The sequence below is a fragment of the Frondihabitans australicus genome, from assembly GCF_003634555.1.
Lineage (GTDB): Bacteria > Actinomycetota > Actinomycetes > Actinomycetales > Microbacteriaceae > Frondihabitans > Frondihabitans australicus.
On sequence record NZ_RBKS01000001.1, the window covers coordinates 1,136,112 to 1,155,401 of the forward strand.

Consider the following 19,290-nt stretch of genomic DNA (forward strand, 5'->3'; position numbering starts at 1 on the left):
GCATGACCACCTCCACCGACAGCCGCGATCGCGCCGGCGACACGGGGCAGCGCGCCCGCGATCTCCTGCGCATCGCGCCGTTCCGCTGGCTCGTTCTCGGCACGACCGTCAACAAGCTCGGCTCGTCGCTCGCCCCCGTGGCGCTCGCGTTCGCCGTGCTCGATCTCACGCACTCGGCGGCCCAGCTCGGGCTGGTCGTCGGCGCTCGGTCCGCCGCGACGCTGATCTTCCTGCTCCTGGGCGGCGCGCTCTCCGATCGGCTCCCGAGAGGCCTGGTGCTCGCAGGATCCAGCGTGGCCAGCGCCGCCACCCAGGCCGCCGTCGCCGTCGTCCTCCTCGCGCACGTCGACTCCGTGGCCGCGCTCTGCGTCCTCTCCGCCCTCAACGGGGCGTTCTCGGCGATCAGCGGCCCGGCGACGTCGGGGCTTCTGCCGCTGACGGTGGGAGCGGGGCAGCTCACCAGCGCGAATGCTCTCGCGCGGCTCCTGCAGAACGGCGCCTCGGTCGTCGGCCTCGCCGTCGCGGGCCTCGTCGTCGCGCTCGTCGGATCCGGGCCGGCGATCGCTGTCGATGCAGCGACGTTCGCCTTCGGCGCCGTGTGCTTCGCGCTGCTGAAGCTCGACGCGCTGCCGCACACGCACTCGGGCGGGTTCCTCCGAGCGCTGGCCGAGGGCTGGCGCGCGTTCGCGTCCCGGTCGTGGGTGTGGTCGATCGTCGTGGCCTTCACCCTGGCCAACGCCGTCTACGTGGGCGGGATCGTCGTGCTGGGGCCGGCCGTCGCCGACGCCACCTTCGGCCGGACGGCGTGGGGCGTGATCCTGGCGGCGGAATCGGTGGGCTTCGTCGCGGGCGGTGTCGTCGCCCTGCGCTGGCGGCCCCGGCGGCCGCTGCTCGCCGGCATCGGCTGCGGCATCGCGTGCTCGTTGCTGCTGTTCGCCCTCGGCGTCCACGCGCCGGTCGCGGTGCTCGTCGCGGCGGCGTTCGTCGGCGGCCTCGGCGTGGAGCAGTTCGGTGTCGCGTGGGAGACCGCTCTCGGCGAGCACGTGCCGATCGAGCTGCTGTCGCGCGTGTCGTCGTACGACCAGCTCGGGTCGTTCCTCGCCATCCCCGTGGGGCAGGTGCTCGCCGGGCCCGCCGCGGCGCGGATCGGACTCGAGCCGACGCTGGTCGGCGGCGGAGCGATCCTCGCGGCGTCGCTCGCGGCGACGCTTCTCGTTCCGTCCGTGCGCCGGCTGACCTCCGCCGCCGGCCGGCCGGCCGGGGCTCCCGACACGCCCCACGTCGTCGATCCCTCGTCGCCCGACCCGACATCGGCGGTGGAGGTCTGATGCGCGCGCTCGTCCTCGGTGTGAACGGAGTCACGGGGCGCGGCCTCGCCCCGACGTTCCTCGACTCCGGCTGGGACGTCGTCGCCACCGGTCGGGGGCCGTCGCGACTGACCGGCGCGTGGGCCGACGCGGTCGACTACCGGGTCTCCGACCGCACCGACGAGCGGGCCCTGCGCCACCTGCTCGACGAGGTCCAGCCCGACGTGGTCGTCGACTGCGTCTGCTACACGGCCGCACACGCCCGCGCTCTCGTCGATTCCTCGGGGGCGTTCGGCTCGGCCGTCGTCCTGTCGAGCAAGGCCGTCTACGTCGATCCGGAGGGCCACCACAGCAACAGCGACGAACCACCCGCGTTCGCCCGTCCGGTCACGGAAGGCAACGCCGTCCTCGAACCCGACTGGTCGGGCGACTACGCGAGTCGGGGCGGCTACGGCACGAACAAGGTGGCCGCCGAAATCGTGTTGCGTGAGTCGGGGCTGCCGGTGAGCATCCTGCGCCCGTCCCGGATCCACGGGCCAGGTGCGTCGCCCTCGCGGGAGTGGTTCGTCGTACGCCGGCTCCTCGACGGCCGCGGCAGGATCCCCCTGTCGCAGGGTGGAGCGACCGGCAACCACCCGACGTCCGCCGCCGCCCTCGCCGGGCTCGCGCTGGCCTGCGCCCTGTCGCCGGCCCCTCGAACCCTCAACGTGGCGGACGCGGGCACGCCGACGGCGGGCGCGGTGGTGCGAGCCATCGCCGAGGCGATGGGCACAGCGGTCGAGGTCGTGGGGCTCCCGGCGACCGCGTCGGCCGGCGATCGCTCGCTCGGCTACTCGCCGTGGGCGACGTGGCCGCCGTTCTTCCTCGACACCGCGGAGGCGACGCGCACGCTGGGGTGGCGTGCGCCCACCTACGCTGCGACGGTCGGCGCGGCGGTCGACGAGCTGCTGTCGCTGTCGCCCGACGAGCAGGCGGCGCTGTCGGTCTCGGACTACTTCACCGGCCTGTTCGACTACTCGGTCGACGACGCGGCCCTCGCCCTCGTCGACTCCTGACGCTGCCCTCGCCCGCGTGGCCAGTCAGCGCCCGTCGCGCGGTGCGAAGGCGGCCAGGGCTTCGGCGTCGGAAGTCGGCGCCAGCAGGGCCTCGACGGCCCACGCGCGGGCACCGGGATACGTCGACGCTGCCGCGATGGCCGAGACGGCGGCCTGGCCGTCGAACAGGGCCCGGCCGAGTGTCACCGATCCTGCTGCCAACACGGCCCAGTGGGCACCCGCGCGCCCGTACGGCAGGCCGACGCTGCCGGGGTTGACGACGGTGCGCCCGTCGACGAGGCGCACGAACGGCATGTGGGTGTGGCCCAGCACCACCGTCGACACCGAATCCGGCACGGGCGCCAGAACGGAGCGCCATCGTGCGAGCGACGAGTCGACGAGCACGACCTCCTCGTCGTTCCGCGGGGTGGCATGGACGAACAGGACCGGCCCGAACCCGTCGACCTCGACGGTCGCCGACGAGGGCATCGACTCGAGCAGCGCCCGGTGCGCCGCGGTCAGCTGGGCCGCACCCCACACCGACAGAGGGTCGTCGGCGAGCCCGACGTCCACTCCGCGCGACATCTCGAAGAGCTCGCGGTCGGCATTGCCCCGCACCAGCAGGCATCGGTCGCCGAGCCCCACGAGCCGGTCGAGCACCTCCGCGGGCTGCGGCCCCCAGGTGTGGTCGCCCGTGACGACGATGAGCTCCGCCGACGCGACCGCAGGGTGCGCCAGCGCCGCCTCGAGGGCCGGCAGCACGCCGTGCACGTCCGACAGCACCGCGACGCTCGAGACCATGCCCTCAGCCTGGCACTCCGTCGCTCAGACGGTCGCGGCGAGGGCGGCGAACTGCGTGATGCGGTGCGCGGGGTCGGGCACGTGGCCCTCGCCGCCCTCGGGATACCCCGTCGCAGCCGGAATGCGGGCCGCCAGCCACTCACCGTGCGCGGCCGGCACGATGACGTCGTGCACCCCGTAGCGGATGGTCACCGGCACCGCGATGTCCGCCGGGTCGAATCCCCACGGCGACACGAAGGCGAGGTCGTCGTCGACCCACCCGCCGGCGCCCTGCCGGTGGGCTTCGCGCTGTTCGTCGGCGAACACCCGGAAGATCGCAGGATCAGCGAATCGGTCGCGGTCGGCGTCGCTGAGCTCCCACCCGTCCGGCAGCAGAGCCGGGCGATCGCCGTCCAGCCGGACCAGGTCGGCCGCGGCCTCTCGCGCCAGCTCGACCTCGGTCCGTTCGAGTCCCTCGAGAGCCCACCGGAACTCGGTCACGTTCATCGGGTCCATGTCGGCGAACCAGTCGAGGCCCTCCGCGTCGATCGGGGCGATCCCGACCCGGCACTCGACCGCGCTGACCCGGCCGGGCAGCCGGTGCGCGACCGCGAGGGCGTGCGGTCCGCCGCCGGAGCCGCCCGTGACCGCGAACCGCTCGAGACCGAGGGCGTCGGCGAGCTCTTCGACATCGGACGCGAAGTCGGCGATGGAGCGTCCGAGCCGCCTGGACGACAGACCGTAGCCCGGCCGGTCGGGCGTGACGAGCCGGATCCCGGCACGGCTGAGCCCGTCGAGATCGACCGGATGGCCGAGGCGTGATCCCGGCGTGCCGTGGAGCCCCACGATCGGGACTCCGGCCGGGTCGCCCCACTCGGCGAAGCCCAGCGTCCGCCCGTCGCGCAGGGTGATGGTCTGGTCGCGGAGAGTCGTGTCTGCGGTCATGCTTCGACGCTACCCGGCGCTGGAACCCGTCAGATTCCGCCGAACGACCCTGCGACGCCGCCGAACCGCAGGTGCCGCTGGAAGACGAGGAACAGCACGACCGGCGGCAGCGACATGAGCAGCGCGAGCGCGGGGGAGTGACCGGCTGCCTCCAGGCCGATCGCCAGCGTGTAGTTCTGCTGCGACCGCAGGAAGACCAGCGCGACCAGGTAGTCGTTCCACGAGAGCAGGAACGTGAACACCGCCGCCGACAGCACCCCGGGCAGCGAGTTGCGCATCACGATCCGCCAGAAGCCGCCGGCGATCGAGCAGCCGTCGAGCCACGCGGCCTCCTCGAGCGCCACCGGCACGGACGCGATCGCCGAGGCCATCATCCACACCGCGGCGGAGATCGACATGCCGACGTAGACGACGGCGACGCCGGGCAGCGAGTCGACCAGCCCCACACCGGCGAACAGCACGAACAGGGGCACGATGGTCAGGATCAGCGGGAACGCCTGCAGCACGAACACGACCAGCGCATACCCCGACACCGCTCGGGAGCGCCCGCGAGTGAGCACGTACCCGGCGGGCGCGCCCACGAGGACGGCGACGGCGACGGTGGACAGGGAGACGGCGAGGCTGTTGCCGAACCAAGTCAGGCCGGCGCCCTGGACGAACGGGAGGAAGGCGCGCACGCCTGCTCCTGCGCCCACCAGCGACCGGAACGTCGCCGCGATCGGCACGAGCACCAGCGCCGTGACGATCGCCAGCAGGCCGAAGCGAGCCCAGGCCCCACCTCGCCGCGTCGTCACCGTCTCAGCGTAGCCGGGGTCGCACGGCGCACCCGACTGGGCGTCAGTTCGCCGCGGAGGCGGCGGGCACGCGCGCGAAGACCTGTGGGTAGTCGCTCAGCGAGGTCCAGTGCGCCGACGGCCAGGTGATGATCTCGGCCTTGCCCACGATGTCGCTGATCGGCACGAACGCCGTCGCGTCTTTCTTCGTGTAGTGGTACGCCGAGTCGGCGGAGTTGTACCGGTTGTCGCCGAGCACCCAGACGTCGCCCTTCGGCACGGTCACGGAGTACTGGAAGGCGTCGGCGGGCTTCGACGCGGGCACGTTGATGTAGGGCTCGCTGATCGGCACGCCGTTGACCTCGAGCTGGCCGGAGGCGTTGCAGCACGACACCTTGTCGCCCGGCAGGCCGATGACCCGCTTCACGAGGTGGTTGTCGCTGTCCTGCGTGCCGAGGCCTATCTGAGTGAGGCCCCACTGGATGCCCGCGATCACGGGGTTGCTGGACGTCGTCGACACCGTCGGCGCGCCCTCGCCGGAGAGCCAGCCGCCGGGGTCGGTGAAGACGATCACGTCGCCGCGCTTGAGCGACGAGACCTTGGGCACGAGCTCGTTCACGACGATGCGGTCGTTGATCTGCAGCGTGTTCTCCATCGACCCGGAGGGGATGTAGAACGACCGGAACAGGAAGGTCTTGATGAGGAACGAGATGAGGATCGCGGCGAGCAGGATGATCAGCAGGTCGCGCACGAAGACGAGCGGCCCGCCCTTCTTGGCCGGCTTGCGGCCACCCTCGCGTCGTCGCCCCGTGCGGCGGCGCAGGCCGTCGGCGTACCCCTCAGCAGATTCCGTCACGAAATACGATGTTACGGTGTCGAACCCGGGAATCCGCCGGGGCGCGCACACACCTCGGTCGGCGGGCGGCGGGGCGGACGGCCGTCACGGCAGCGGCACCTGCACCTCGACGTACGACGAGTCCCAGAACAGCGCCGCGCGGCCGGCCGGGGCCTTGCCCTGCAGCTGTCGGGGCAGCGGTGCGCCGAAGGTCTGCGTGCCGTTCATCGCGTTCGCGGCGGACAGGAGGACTCCCTGCCGCGCCTTCTTGGCCTCCGGGAACACACCCCGGAACAGCCCGCCGGCCTCCTCGGTGTGCGTCGCGACGACGAAGAAGAATCCCGCCTTCTCGTCGAGCAGCAGCGTCTCGAGCGGTTGGTCCTTGAGCGTCTCGACGTCGTCGACGACCACGGCGATCGGTCCGCCCCCGGCGGCGACCAGAGGCCCCGTGACGTCGTGGAGCGCGTCGCGCGAGAGCGCAGGATCCGACACCACGGGCACCCCGAGTCTCGTCGCGACCTCCCGCAGCGGCGAGTCCCGCAGCGACACCACCACGGTGGGCTGCCCGTCGGCGGCGAACCCGGCGACCACGGCGGCCAGGGTGGTCGAGCGGCCCGAGCGACGTTCTCCGACGACGAGGAACCCTCGTGCGGCGGCGATGTCGACGCGGTGCCGGGAAAGGGCGTCGCCGCCGACGCCGATGTCGACGCCGGTTTCGGCTGATCCTGCGGCCAAGGGCAGGTCCCCCGCCTCGAGCGAGGTGATCTCGGTCGGCATCACGTCGACGCGGAACGGCCGAAGGGCCGCAGGAGCCGGTGCCGCGGTCGCGGCGACCTCCGCCACGATCGCGCGGAACGTCGCCGTCTGCCCCTCGCCCGTCGGCTCGCCCGGCAGCATGGCCACCTGCACCTCCCGCAGGGGTGTGCCGAAGAACACCCGCCCCGGCCCGATCTCGGCGGGGAGCCCGCGGATCGGGATGCCCGCCGTCCGGTAGTCCTCGCGATCGGTCAGCGGCAGCACGTAGCGCGTGTCGATGAAGCCCGACACCTTGTCGTTGATGAGCGCCCGGTCGCCCGTGACGAGCAGGCGGATGCCCACCGCGGGGCCCTCGCGCAGAATGCGGACCATCTGCTCGCGGAACCCGATCATGTCGTCGGGTCCGAGATCGCTGGCGAGGCGCTCCCACCCGTCGAGCGCGACGGCGATGTACGGCAGGCGCTCGTGGGCCCGCTCGGTGTCGGCGAGGGCTGCGCGGTGCTCGGAGATGTCGCCGAACGAGTCGCGGGCGAGGACGCCCTGACGCCGGCCGATCTCGGCGATCAGGCGGGTGACGAACCGGGGCAGCCTGCCCTGCTCGAGCGGGGTGATGAGCGCGCCGGTATGGGGCAGGCCGGCCATCGGCCCGAGTCCGCCATTGCCGTAGTCGACGCCGTACAGGTGCAGGTCGGCGGGCGGGAAGGTCATGGCGAGCTGCGCGACGAGGCTGCGGAGCGTGGAGGTCCGCCCCGAGCGGGCGCCGCCGACGAACGACAGGTGCGAGCCGGACTCGATGCTCCAGGCGAGCGGCCGCTGGGCCTGATCGGACGGGACGTCCTCGAGCCCGATCACGACCGACCCCGCGGGGACCGCCTGGGTGACGTCGTCGAGAGTGAGCAGCGTCGGCAGGGGCAGGAGCCACGGCGACGGGTTCTTGGCGACGCCCAGCTCGTCGGCCGCCCGCTGGATCACGGCGACGAGGGCCCGGAGGTCCGTGTCGTCGTGGTCGACCGGCCCGGTCTGGGCGGCCTGCTTCTTCGGGAACACCACCGGCGCCCCGACAGCGCGCCACGGCCGGCTCAGGGCCGCAGGAGCCGAGGCGGTCGCGTGCACGACGCCCGGCCGCCGGCCCGCCACGCGCGCGGTCTGGAACCCGGCGGGAGCCGCCCCGACACCCCGCCGCGCGTACCCGCGCCCCGGCGTCGTCGTCGAGATGAGCGCCGCCTCGCCGGAGCCCAGGATGTCCGTCGAGTCGGCCTTGTCGGTCACGCGGAGCGCGACGCGGAGGTTGGTGTTGGACTGCATCTCGGGAGTGATCGCACCCGACGGGCGTTGCGTCGCCAGGATCAGGTGCACGCCCAGCGAGCGGCCGACGCGGGCGATGCGGACGAGACCGGTGACGAAGTCGGGGAGCTCGGTCTTGAGCTCGGCGAACTCGTCGATCACGAGGACCAGTCGGGCCATGCCGCGAGCGGCCGCCTGGTCGGGGTCGCGCTCCCACGCGGCGTCGGCGTCCTTCGCGCCCATCTCGCGGAGGACGTGCTCGCGGCGCTTCAGCTCGGCGTCGAGCGACTCCAGCGCCCGCTCGGTCTCGCGCCCGTCGAGGTTCGTGACGAGGCCCGTGGTGTGGGGCAGCCGCTCGCAGTCGGCGAAGGCCGAGCCGCCCTTGTAGTCGACGAGCACGAAGTTCAGCGCGTCGGGGCGGTTCGCGAGAGCCAGCGAGACGACGAAGGTCTGGAGGAACTCGGACTTGCCGGCGCCCGTGGTGCCGGCGACGAGGCCGTGCGGGCCGTCCTGGGCGAGGTCGAGGGCGAAGTCTCCGTCGGCTCCTGCGCCCACGACCGCCCGGGTCTCGCGCGGCGAGTACGACCAGCGGGCGACCAGCGGCGCCGGGTCGTCGAGATCGATGCCGGCGAGGTCGACGAAGCGGACGGCCTGGGGCAGCAGGTTGTCGTCGCCCACGCCGCCGACGTGCACGAGAGGCGCGAGGGCGCGGGCGACGACGTCGGCGCGATCCGGGGTGACCTGGTCGAGCAGGACGCGAGCATTCGGCACGGTCGAGGAGCCGGCCGACGACTCGAGCCGTGCGACGAGCGGAGAGGCGGGATCGACGAGGATCTCGCACGCAGCCTCTTCCGGCAGCCTCGACCGGTCGTCCTCGACCGCGATGACGTGGATCCCGAGCGCAGGGCCGTGTTCGAGCAGGCCGACCATGCCGGAAAGCGTCCGGTAGGCGCGCGCCTGGTCGAGCAGGACGACGACGTGCTGGTCGAAGCGGACGCCGCTGCGGGTGCCAGCGGCCTGCTGCCGGGCCTCGAGCAGGGCCGTCAGCTCGCGCAGCCGAGCGAGTCGCGTGTCGCCGGTGTTGCCGATCGCGGCGAGGGCGGAGGGGGAGCCGTCGGCGTGCGGCAGCCAGCGCACGAACGACCAGTCGGCCTCGGCTGCCTGGTCGCAGAGGAGGACGAGAGCCAGGTCGCGCGGCGACCTCGTCGTCGCCAGGCCGATCAGGAGCGAACGCGCCAGCGCCGTGGCCACCGGGCGAGGACCGGCGATGCCGACGACGCCGGACGCGAGGTCGACCGTGACCGGCGAGGGTGAGACCGTGAGCGACGCCGCATCGGAGGCCGTGGTGCGCGTGCCGTCGAGCGAGACGTCGAGCGGCACCGACCCGACTCCGATCCGCACCCGCAGGGCGTCGGGCTCGGCGGCCCGCCGTTCCCAGAGGCGAGCCGTGGGGGTCAGGGCGGTGTCGGCCAGGGCGACCGGCCCGGGATCCTGCGCCCACGACCGGACTCGCTGCTCGTCCGCGACCTCGGCCAGACGCGTCTTGGCCTCGGCGATCTCGGTCTTCCACTTCGCGACGGTGCGGCGGCCCGAGCGGGCCGCCGTGCGGCGGCTCGTGACGTTGTTGCCGATCACCATGACCGGCGAGGCGGCGGCCATGAGCAGCATGATGGGCTGCTTGAAGGCGAACGCCATGGCGACGCCGATCACCACGGGGAGAAGGGCGGAGAGCCAGGGCAGGGGCGACCTCTCGGCGGCGGTCGGCCGATCGCCGGGCATGCGGACGGACGGACGCTCGTGCGACGGCTGGATGCGCGACGACCGGTTGTAGGCGACCCGCCCGAGGCCCTCGGGCGAGACGTCGGCATCGCGTCGCGGCTGCGTGCCGATGCGCACGAGGCTCGCCCCGAGCTGCACGACGTCGTCGGGAGTGACGGTCGCTGCGCCGTCGACCCGAGACCCGTTGACCAGGACCACGGCGTCCGCCGACGCCGGCTCGATCGTCAGAGACGGCCGCGCTGCCGGGTTCGCGTTGTCGCGGCTCACCGCGACGGAGGCGTGCAGAGGCTCGAGCGCGGGGTCGACGATCTGCAGGAGTGCGTCGGGGCCCGACCCGACCGAGATCTCGGCGCCCGCGGGGAGCGCCACGACGTCGCCTCCGAACGGCCCGCCGACGATCTCCAGGCGGACGGTGCCCGGCGGCAGCTCGCTCAGGCTCGCGAGCGGCAGGCGGACTCCCGAGAGGACGCCGGTCGACGCCACCTCGCTGTCGGGATCGGCGCCCGGCACGATCGCCTGGGCCGGCAGACCGAGGGCGGCGGCGAGCTCGCCGACGGTCACGGACGGCTCGGCGTCGAGCACGACGTCGTGAGCTGACGCTGTGTCGTCCGGTCGCGGAGCGGAGAGGTTCAGGCGCACGGCGGGCCTCCTTCGGCAGGGGCGGGGATCACGAGTCGGCCTTCGGTCGGATCGGCGACAGGATCGGGGTCTTCGAGGCGGAGGCGGGAGCGGTCACCGCGGCCTGCAGGGGGCTCTCGGCGCCGGCCGCGAGCGACGGCTCGGCCAGGCCGGTCCGCACGACGACGGCGCCGACCGCCTGGTCGCCGGTCTTCGTCACGTACACGTGCGTGCCGAACTCGTCATAGCCGGTGAAGCCCGCATCGGCTGTGTAGACGAACGACCCGTCGCGGTGACAGACGACCCGGCCGTGGAGCGGGGTGCCGCACGACGACAGGATCGCCGGATACCGCTTCTCGCCGATGTCGCGAGCCGTTGCATCGCCCGTCACGGTGCGGGTGGCGGAGGCCGCGGCGACAGGTCGGGTCGTGGGCGCGTGGCTCCGGCCAGGAACCACGTTGACGCGCACGGTGCTCGTCGCGGTCTGGTCGCCGTAGCGATCGCGCAGGCGGAGTCGCAGCGACGCGCGACCCGAGAAGTCGGGCGCGGGGGAGAACACCACGCCGGTGCCGGAGAAGCGCACCGTGCCCGCCGCGCGCGGCGAGACCGAGCCGGCGCGGAACTGCGGCGACGCCGTCGTGCACGAGGCGCAGACGTACCGGAAGGTGTTGTACGGCACGGTGGTCGGCGTGCCCTGCGGCAGGGGGTAGCGGTAGCGGATCGTGGCGGGCAGCGTGAGCTCCGGCGCCTCGAGCGAGACGCGGTACGTCTTCGTCGACGACCGGCCGGCCGACGTGAACGCCACCGTCACGCGCTGCGTGCCGACGCCGCGAGCGAAGTCGGTCGCCGTGAAGGTGATCTGCCCGTCGTCGCAGGTCAGCGACACGAGGTCCGGCGACGCGCCGCGCGGGCAGGCGGTGACGGTCGCGCCCTTCGGCACGCCGACGCTGTCCGACCCGAGGTAGGGCAGCTGAATCGTCGCCGACGACGTGGACGCCGCCGCGGGCTCCGCCAGACCGGGGCGCAGGATCGCCGACACGATCACGACCAGAGCGGCAGCGGCCAGAAGGCCTCGCGCCGAGCGGCGGAGATCGCGCACCGGAACCCCCATTCCACCCGAGCAGAGAACGTGTCTACGGTAGCATTTTGAACACCACCGGAGACTCCGGCGGCGCCGGAGGGGGCTTCGTGACGATCGACGACGACGCGGCCGTGTCGTCCGCTGCCGCCGACCCGAAGCGTCCCATCCGCCCCGCGGGCGCACCTCCGCGACCCGGCGCGGCCGGCGGGCGGGTCGACGCGCCCTCGCCGGTTCCGAGTGAGTCCGCGGCGCACCTCGACGACGCCACGGTGGTCCGGCCGCAGCCGATTCCGCTGCCGCGGCGGGTGCTGCGCGACGAGCCCCTGGTCGCCGAGCGGATCGCGCCGCCCGGGCGGGAGTCCGGCCGAGAGGGTGTGGGCGGGCGGGTTCCCGATCCTGCGACCACCCGGCCCGCCACCGCACCCGTGCGCACCCTGGCCCCGGCCGCCGCCGCCCTGCCGACCGCTCCCGCCGTCGCGAGCGTGCTCACCCACCGGACCATCGGCCGGTCGGCCGGGCACCTCGACCTCGGCGACCCCCGCTGGTCGGTCGGCTCCGCCACCACTCTGCTCGAGACCCGCGTCGACGTGCTGCCCGAACTCGACGACGACGTGCCGGTGCGGCGGCTCACACGCCAGCCGGCGTTCCTCGTCTCGATGGGCGCGGCGGTCGTCGTGGTGGTCGTGGTCGTCGTGATCGTGCTGATGCAGACCGTGTTCCGCGGGCCCGACCGGGTCGAGAACCTGCAGCTCCTCGACGGCGGGGCGAACTACGTGCTGCAGTGGAACGGCCCGAACGTGCCGTACGCGATCGCGATGACCAACGCCTCGACGGGAAAGACCATCGACGTCTCGTCGCTGGTGCGCGGCGGCCGCGAGGCCTGGATCCCGAAGAACGGCGCCGAGGTCACCGACCGCTCGTGCTTCATCGTGCGGAGCCAGCGCGAGGCGACGTCACAGAAGCTGCCGGCCACGGCCGCCGGCCTGTCGGCGCAGGGAGCAGCGAAGGTCTGCGTGTCGCAGATCTCGTCGAACTGACTCCGCCCACGCGTCCGGCGTCGACGGGGCGCCGGTCAGGCGCGAAGGCCCGACAGCACGTGCGTCTCGCTCGTCCACCGCAGGGTGACCGACGTGCCCAGGCCGATGCGTGACCGGACGCTGGCTTGACCGCCGATGTTCGTCACGCGCTCGAGGATCGACACCCGCACACCCAGCCGCTCGCTCGGGCGGGACGTGTCGAAGCCCTGACCGTCGTCGACCACGACGATCTCGGTCACGCCCTCGATCACGCGGATCCTCACCGACCGGGAGGCACCGTCGCCGGCGTGCTGACAGCTGTTCACGAGCGCCTGCGCCGCCGCCGAGAAGAGCGTCTCGGCGACGTCCGCGGGCAGGAGCATGGCGGGGATCCGGTGCTCCGGCGTGATCGCCGCGTCCGGGTCGAGACGGCACAGCTCCTCCACGAGCCGCTTCTGCAGGGCGACGAGGGACACCGGCCGGTCGTCGACCGGGGGAGCCTCCGTGGCGTCCGCGAGCCTCTGCATGCTGAGCTTAGCCATCTCGGAGGCGAGGATCTCGGCGTCGCGGTTCACGGCCTTCGCCGCGGAGAGCAGCGTCGTGAGCACGCCGTCGTGGATGATCGCGTCGACCGAGACGCGCTCGACCTCCATGGCGTGCTCCCGCACGGCCTCGCCGTATCGCTCGATCGCACCGGCCTGCGCCTCGTCGACGGCTTTCGCCGCTCGCCAGAGCAGCGTCGCCAGGGTGAAGATCGCGACGCCGAGGAGGAAGGCGTACATCGAGTCGAGGAGGGCGAGGCCGAGTGACGCCCCGCCGCCTGACGGCGTCATCCGGACGACGATGTAGAGGAGAGGGACGACCGTCACGTAGACGGCCGCGATCCAACTCGAGAACGCGAAGACGCTGGACGCCATCGCGAGGCTGTAGAGGTCCCACAGCCACGGATGAGTGGGCTGCACGGAGCCGGGGTGGACGGCGGCCCAGGGCCAGCAGACGAGCGCGACGACGAACGCCACGGTGACGAACTGCGCGACGATCGTGAAGCGGCGGTTCAGGAGTCCCAGGACGGCCATGGCCCCGAACGAGCCGAAGAAGAGCATCAGCAGGAGCGACTTCCACGCGTTCGGCAGCGTGTGCTGCGAGAGGACCGCCGGCACGGACGACGCCCCGTAGACCACGCAGAACGCGCCCATGCAGCGCCGGAGGATCGACGCGATGAGGGTCCCCGTCACCGGTGACGCGGCGCGACGGCGCGGCGCGACAGGGGGCGTCTGCGGGGTGAGGGACACGGGCGGCTCATCGGATCGGGCGGGCGACGGGCGTGATCGGCAGCACTCGACGGTCGCTCGCTCAGGTCGCCGAGTGCGTTGCACTGTAACCGCCGCGAGTGTCCGACACGCGCTCGGCTGGCCCCCTGCCACGCGGACTGGGGGTACGTCTCAGCCGCATCGCGCAGCGCCCGGCTCGCCCGGCTCCTGAGCCTCGCCCGAGACCGGAAGAGCCGCCGGTCTAGACCAGGTCGCCCTCGGCGGCGTGCTCGAGGGCGGGCAGGGCGGCCAGCAGGAGCCGGCTCTCCTCGTCCGTGAGACCGTCCAGCAGGGCCCCGGCATACTCGGCTCGCTCCCGCCGCGCGTCGAGCACGGCCTGCTCGCCCGCGGTCGTCGCGCGGACGAAGAACGACCGGCCGTCGTCGGGGTCGGGAGCCTTCTCGGCGAGGTCGCGCCGGACCAGCTCGTCGATGATCCTGGTGGCCGACGGAGCCGAGACCCCTTCGACGCGCCCGAGCTGCGACGGCCGCAGCGGGCCCTGCCGCGCGATCGTCGACAGGGCCATCATCAGTCCGGGGCTCAGCTGCGACCTCGACGGTCGCAGCAGGCGGTTGAGCCGGCCGACGACGAGGGCGAGCCGAGCCGCCGCGCTGTCGGCGCCGACGTCGAGGACGCCGGTCGCCGCAGCGCTGTCGGTGCTCATCAGCTGTCTCGCACCGCGTTCGAGGCCGTCACGGGCGTCGACGAGCTCGACGTCGATGGCACGACCTCCGTCTGGCCGTCCTCGCCCGTCTCGACGATGTCGACGGAGCCGGTCGGCAGGTCGAGGTGCACGAACTTCTTGCCGCGGACCAGCGATGCGATGGCCGCGATGACCGTCATGATCGTGGCCGCCGTGAAGACGACGACGAGGCCGTGGTGGAACGGCGCCGAGATCAGCTGCGGGAAGAACTCCTTGCCGACGAGGGTCGATCGGTTGGCGCTCGACAGGCCCGACAGGACCTTCGAGCCCAGCAGCTCCTGGATCGGGTTGAAGCCGAGGAAGGCCGAGAACAGCGTCGAGACCGGGGGCAGCTGCGAGATCTGCGTCGCGACCGTCGTCGAGACGCCGTGGGAGGCGAGACCCGACTTGAGCGTCGACGGCAGTGTCGTGGAGAGGCCCGCGATCATGAGCGAGAAGAACACGCCGATGGAGAGTGACGTGCCCGCGTTCTGCACGGTGCCCGCCATGCCGGAGGCCGATCCGCGCTGGTTCGCCGGCACCGAGTTCATGATCGACGCGCGGTTGGGCGCTCCGAACATGCCCGACCCGACACCCGACAGGAAGGTGATGACGGCGAACGGCAGGTAGCTGAAGTTCACCGGCAGCAGGAGCAGGCCGACGAACGTGAGCGCGACCAGCACGAGGCCGCCCGTGGCGAACCCCTTCGCGCCGAAGCGGTCCGACAGAGTGCCCGAGATCGGCCCGGCGATGAGGAAGCCGACGGTGAGCGGGATCAGGTAGATGCCGGCCCAGAGCGGGGTGTCCTCATACGAGTAGCCGTGGAGCGGCAGCCAGATGCCCTGCAGCCAGATGATCAGCATGAACTGGAGACCGCCGCGGCCGATCGAGGCGAGGAGGCCGGCGAGGATCGCCATGGAGAACGACCGGATCTTGAACAGGCGCATCTCGAACATCGGGGACTTCGAGTGGAGCTCCATGAACACGAACACGACGAGCAGCACGATGCCGCCGATGATCCCGGCGAGCACCCACGGGTTGCCCCAGCCGGTCGCCGACGAGCCGTAGGGCTGGATGCCGTAGGTGATGGCCGCCAGAAGCGCCGTGAGGCCCACGGCGAAGACGATGTTGCCGGGCCAGTCGAGCTTGCCCTTGTTCTTGACGCCGACCTCGTGCAGAGACTTGTACGACCAGATCGTGCCGATGATGCCGATCGGGACGCTGACGAAGAACACGGCGCGCCAGTCGATGGTCGAGAGCAGTCCGCCGACGATCAGGCCGATGAACGATCCCGCGATGGCGGCGACCTGGTTGATGCCCAGCGCCATGCCGCGCTTGTTCGAGGGGAAGGCGTCGGTGAGGATCGCGGTGGAGTTGGCGAAGAGCATGGCGCCGCCGATGCCCTGCACGAGGCGCCAGATGATCAGCCACATGGCGCCGGTGCCGCCCGTGTACGGGTCGAAGGCGAGGGCGATGGAGCCGATCGTGAAGACGACGAAGCCGGCGTTGTAGATGCGGACGCGGCCGTACATGTCGCCGAGGCGCCCGAACGTCACGACCAGCACCGCCGTGATGAGCATGTAGCCCATCAGCATCCAGAGCAGGTAGCTGACGTTGCCCGCGGCGAGCGGGTTGAGATCGATGCCCTTGAAGATGGCGGGCAGCGAGATGATGACGATGGACGAGTTGATGACCGCCATGAGCACACCGAGGGTGGTGTTGCTCAGTGCGATCCACTTGTAGCGCGGGTGGTCTTTCGCGACGAAGGCAGGCACAGCAGCTTTCCGGGACGTAGTGGGTGGTCTCAAGCGAGATAGTTGCTTGATGTGAACTAACTATACGCCTCTTCCAAACGATCCGGTTCGTTCACCGAACGGTCGCGAGCCGTTCAATCGTCGTCCCTACTTTGTGGGCCATGCCCATCTCCTCCGGCTCACGCCGATCTCTGGGGCTGACGCTCGCCGTCGCCCTCTCCGTCACAGGCGCAGCCTCACTCACCGCCACCGGCGCCGCATCGGCCTCCGCCGCGACCGCCTCCTTCACTCCCGGCGACGTCGTCGTCTACCGCGTCGGCGACGGCACCACCGCGCTCAGCAGCGGAGCGACCCCGGTGTTCCTCGACGAGTACACGCCCTCGGGGACGCTCGTGCAGTCCGTGCCGATGCCCCAGACGGCGAGCGGTACGCAGCACGCCCTCACGGCCAGCGGCAGCTCAGGATCCGAGGGCCTCCTCACCCTCTCGGCCGACGGCCGCTACCTCATCGCCCCCGGGTACTCGGCCGCCGTGGGCACGAAGAAGATCTCCTCGACGGCCTCCGCCTCGACGCCTCGCACGATCGCGCGCGTCGCCGCCGACGGCTCGGTCGACACGTCGACGGCCCTCACCGACTCGGCCGACGGCAACAACGTCCGCTCCGCGACGTCGACGAACGGCACCGACCTCTACGTCGGCGGAGCCGCGGGCGGCGCCCGCTACACGACGCTCGGCTCGTCGACCTCCACCGAGCTCGACAACGGCACGTACAAGAACGTCCGGCAGGTCTCCGTCGTCGACGGCCAGCTCTACGCGTCGGCCGACCCGACGAAGGCGGGGCTCACGATCGGCACGATCGGCACCGGCACGCCGACGACCACGGGTCAGAGCGTCACGAACCTGACCTTCGACACCGCACCGAACGACCCCTACGCGTACTCGCTCCTCACCCTCGGCACCGGCACCGCGCCCGACACGCTTTACGAGGCCGACTCCACCAACGGCACCGTCGTCAAGTACGGCCTCGTGAACGGCACCTGGACCCAGGAGGGGTCGGTCCTCGTCCCGCAGGTCACCGGCCTCACCGCCAACGACTCGAACGGCGACGTCACGATCTACGCGACGTCGGCGGGCGTGAACTCCACCACCGGCACGCTGTACTCGATCACCGACGACTCCGGCGTCGGCGGCTCGCTCAGCGGCGTCGCGACGACCGTCGCGACGCTCCCGGCGAACGAGGCCGTCCGCGGCGTCGCCTTCGCCCCCGGCACCACGATCGGCTCGGGCGGCGGCATCAAGCCCCCGGTCGTGAAGCCGACCATCTCGACCGGCGACACGTCGCTGCCCGCCGCGCTCGGCGACACCACGCAGCAGACCCTCGCGGTGACCGTGGGTGACACGGCCGTCGATCCTGCGGACCTCACCGTCACGGCCACCTCGTCGAACCAGGCCGTCGCGGCCGACAGCGGCATCTCGATCACGGGCGCAGGAGCCGACCGCACCCTCTCGGTGAAACCGGGCGGCGTCGGCACCTCGACCCTCACCCTCACCGTCACCGCACCCGACGGCTCGAAGGCGCAGACCCAGGTCGCGTACGGCGTCTCGGATGACTACTCCGAGACAGCGTCGAAGGTCTCGTACCTGTCGGGTGCCGCGAACGCCTCGGCCGCGGTCGACGCGGGCGACGGCTACGCGTTCGTCGGCGACGACGAGTCCGACACGCTTCGTCTCTACGACATGACGAAGTCCGGGGCTCCCGTGGCGTCGTTCGACTTCGATTCGCTCCTGCCCGACGGCGACAGCGAGATCGACATCGAGGGCGCGTCCAAGCAGGGCGACGTCATCTACTGGGAGGGGTCGATGAGCAACAGCTCGAGCGGCAAGCTCGCCCCCGCCCGCAGCACGGTCTTCGCCACGCGGGTGACCGGCACCGGCGCGAACGCGACGCTCACCTACCTCGGCAGCTACACCGGGCTCCTGGCCGACCTCGTCGCCTGGGACCAGTCGAACGGCTCCGGCCTCGGCGCGAACTACCTCGGCCTGGCCGCCTCGTCGGCCGACGGCGTAGATGGACACGACTCGTCCGCACTGAACGTCGAGGGCCTCGAGTTCGCCTCGCCGACCTCGTCGACGGCGTACCTCGCCTTCCGCGCACCGCTCGAGCCGACCACCGACCGCCACCTCGCGATGCTGATCCCGGTGACGAACTACACGGCGCTCTCGACGGCGGGCAACCAGTCGTCGACGCACGCGACGTTCGGCAAGCCGATCTTCATGGACCTCGGCGGCCTCGGCATCCGCGACATCAAGGAGAACGCGAACGGCCAGTTCCTCATCGTCGCCGGCACGGCGAACGGCGACAACACCGGCTTCTCGCTCTACGCCTGGGACGGCGACCCGGCCCACGCGCCGCGCCTCACCGGCACGCAGCTGCCGCAGGTGCCCGCGACGCCGAACAACGGCTCGTGGGAGACCATCGTGAGCGTGCCCGACAGCCTCACGACGGGTTCGCAGGTGCAGCTCGTCCAGGACGACGGCACTGTGGACTGGTACGGGGACGGCCTCACCTCGAAGACCGGTGAGGCGACCGGGCTGCAGAAGGACCTCGCGGCCACGTTCACCTACACGGCTCCTGCGACCCAGGCCTCGTCGCTGACCGTGACGTCCAGCGCCGCGACCGTCGCCCCGCACACGGCGGTGACGCTCACGGCGACCGTCGCGGGCCAGCCCGCTTCGGCCGCTCCCACGGGCAGCGTGACGTTCGCGATCACCGGCGCCGACGGCTCGACCGTCACCTGCGCCGCCGGAGCGACCGCACCGCTCACCACGACGGACGACACCGCGTCGGCCGCCACCTGCACGCTGCCCGCCGGAACCCTGCGGGCCTCGGGCTCGGCTTACACGGTGAAGGCGACCTACGCAGGATCCGACGGCTACACGGCCTCCACCGGCTCGCTCACCGAGACGGTCGCCGGCATCGCCACGAAGACGTCTGCAGCGACGATCGCCCTCCTGCCGACGACGAAGACCCCGATCGGGATCCTCGGCGTCGTGGTCCCGGCCAAGCTGTCGTCGCAGACGATGGCCGGCACGGTCACCGTCACGGAGAGGAACTCGGCGGGGGCCGTCGTCGGGTCGCAGAAGACGACGCTGCCCGGGCTCCTGCCGATCATCGCCACCACCGTGCCGGGCGGGATCCTGCCGGTCGGCACGTCGACGGTCACCATCGCCTACGCGGGCAACGAGTACTACTCGCCCTCGTCGACGACGCTCACGGTCAAGCTCACCCGGTAGCCGGGGCGCAACCCCTCCCGCAGGCGCCTGTCGAATGGAAGAA

The 19,290-nt window shown here is 72.1% G+C and carries 13 protein-coding genes; 4 read left to right on the forward strand and 9 right to left on the reverse strand.

Going from position 1 to position 19,290, the window contains the following annotated elements:
* Positions 1 to 2: 2 nt before the first annotated feature.
* Positions 3 to 1,328 carry an MFS transporter gene (locus tag C8E83_RS05225; RefSeq protein WP_121368754.1) on the forward strand — a complete coding sequence of 442 codons (1,326 nt, stop codon included), beginning with the start codon at positions 3 to 5 and terminating at the stop codon, positions 1,326 to 1,328.
* A complete protein-coding gene (locus tag C8E83_RS05230) occupies positions 1,328 to 2,362 on the forward strand; it encodes an NAD-dependent epimerase/dehydratase family protein (RefSeq protein ID WP_121368755.1) in 1,035 nt (344 codons plus the stop codon). Before C8E83_RS05225 ends, C8E83_RS05230 begins: the two co-directional genes overlap by 1 nt.
* 24 nt (positions 2,363 to 2,386) lie before the next feature.
* Here C8E83_RS05230 and C8E83_RS05235 read toward each other — a convergent pair whose 3' ends face one another.
* The 6 genes from C8E83_RS05235 to C8E83_RS05260 all read right to left on the reverse strand — a co-directional run bounded on the left by C8E83_RS05235 (position 2,387) and on the right by C8E83_RS05260 (position 11,210).
* Positions 2,387 to 3,142: a metallophosphoesterase family protein gene (locus C8E83_RS05235; protein WP_121368756.1), complete on the reverse strand. Its 756-nt coding sequence runs from the start codon at positions 3,140 to 3,142 to the stop codon at positions 2,387 to 2,389.
* A 24-nt stretch (positions 3,143 to 3,166) separates the two neighbouring features.
* Positions 3,167 to 4,066, reverse strand: a complete 900-nt coding sequence (locus C8E83_RS05240) for an alpha/beta fold hydrolase (protein ID WP_121368757.1) — start codon at positions 4,064 to 4,066, stop codon at positions 3,167 to 3,169.
* A 29-nt stretch (positions 4,067 to 4,095) separates the two neighbouring features.
* On the reverse strand, positions 4,096 to 4,860 hold the full coding sequence (locus C8E83_RS05245) for a carbohydrate ABC transporter permease (protein ID WP_121368758.1): 765 nt from the start codon (positions 4,858 to 4,860) through the stop codon (positions 4,096 to 4,098).
* A 43-nt stretch (positions 4,861 to 4,903) separates the two neighbouring features.
* A complete protein-coding gene (gene lepB / locus C8E83_RS05250; RefSeq protein ID WP_245981430.1) occupies positions 4,904 to 5,695 on the reverse strand; it encodes a signal peptidase I in 792 nt (263 codons plus the stop codon).
* Between the two features lie 84 nt (positions 5,696 to 5,779).
* Complete coding sequence (locus C8E83_RS05255; RefSeq protein ID WP_121368759.1) at positions 5,780 to 10,132, reverse strand: type VII secretion EssC family protein; 4,353 nt, start codon at positions 10,130 to 10,132, stop codon at positions 5,780 to 5,782.
* Positions 10,133 to 10,160: 28 nt separating this feature from the next.
* Positions 10,161 to 11,210, reverse strand: coding sequence for an Ig-like domain-containing protein (locus C8E83_RS05260; RefSeq protein ID WP_121368760.1), 1,050 nt, complete (start codon positions 11,208 to 11,210; stop codon positions 10,161 to 10,163).
* A gap of 47 nt (positions 11,211 to 11,257) precedes the next feature.
* Here C8E83_RS05260 and C8E83_RS05265 point away from each other — a divergent pair, with 47 nt between their 5' ends.
* Complete coding sequence (locus C8E83_RS05265) at positions 11,258 to 12,229, forward strand: hypothetical protein (RefSeq protein WP_121368761.1); 972 nt, start codon at positions 11,258 to 11,260, stop codon at positions 12,227 to 12,229.
* A gap of 35 nt (positions 12,230 to 12,264) precedes the next feature.
* On the opposite strand, the gene C8E83_RS05270 is transcribed toward C8E83_RS05265, so the two are convergent.
* The 3 genes from C8E83_RS05270 to C8E83_RS05280 all read right to left on the reverse strand — a co-directional run bounded on the left by C8E83_RS05270 (position 12,265) and on the right by C8E83_RS05280 (position 15,975).
* Entirely contained in the window at positions 12,265 to 13,500 is a 1,236-nt protein-coding gene (locus tag C8E83_RS05270; RefSeq protein WP_121368762.1) for an ATP-binding protein, read from the reverse strand.
* 220 nt (positions 13,501 to 13,720) lie between these two features.
* Positions 13,721 to 14,182, reverse strand: a complete 462-nt coding sequence (locus tag C8E83_RS05275; protein ID WP_121368763.1) for a MarR family transcriptional regulator — start codon at positions 14,180 to 14,182, stop codon at positions 13,721 to 13,723.
* Positions 14,182 to 15,975 carry an MFS transporter gene (locus C8E83_RS05280; RefSeq protein ID WP_245981432.1) on the reverse strand — a complete coding sequence of 598 codons (1,794 nt, stop codon included), beginning with the start codon at positions 15,973 to 15,975 and terminating at the stop codon, positions 14,182 to 14,184. The genes C8E83_RS05275 and C8E83_RS05280 overlap by 1 nt, the downstream gene beginning before the upstream one ends.
* A gap of 140 nt (positions 15,976 to 16,115) precedes the next feature.
* Here C8E83_RS05280 and C8E83_RS05285 point away from each other — a divergent pair, with 140 nt between their 5' ends.
* The gene (locus tag C8E83_RS05285) at positions 16,116 to 19,247 is read left to right on the forward strand and encodes a beta strand repeat-containing protein (protein WP_121368764.1); all 3,132 of its coding nucleotides are present in this window, start codon (positions 16,116 to 16,118) and stop codon (positions 19,245 to 19,247) included.
* The last annotated feature ends 43 nt before the right edge of the window (positions 19,248 to 19,290 follow it).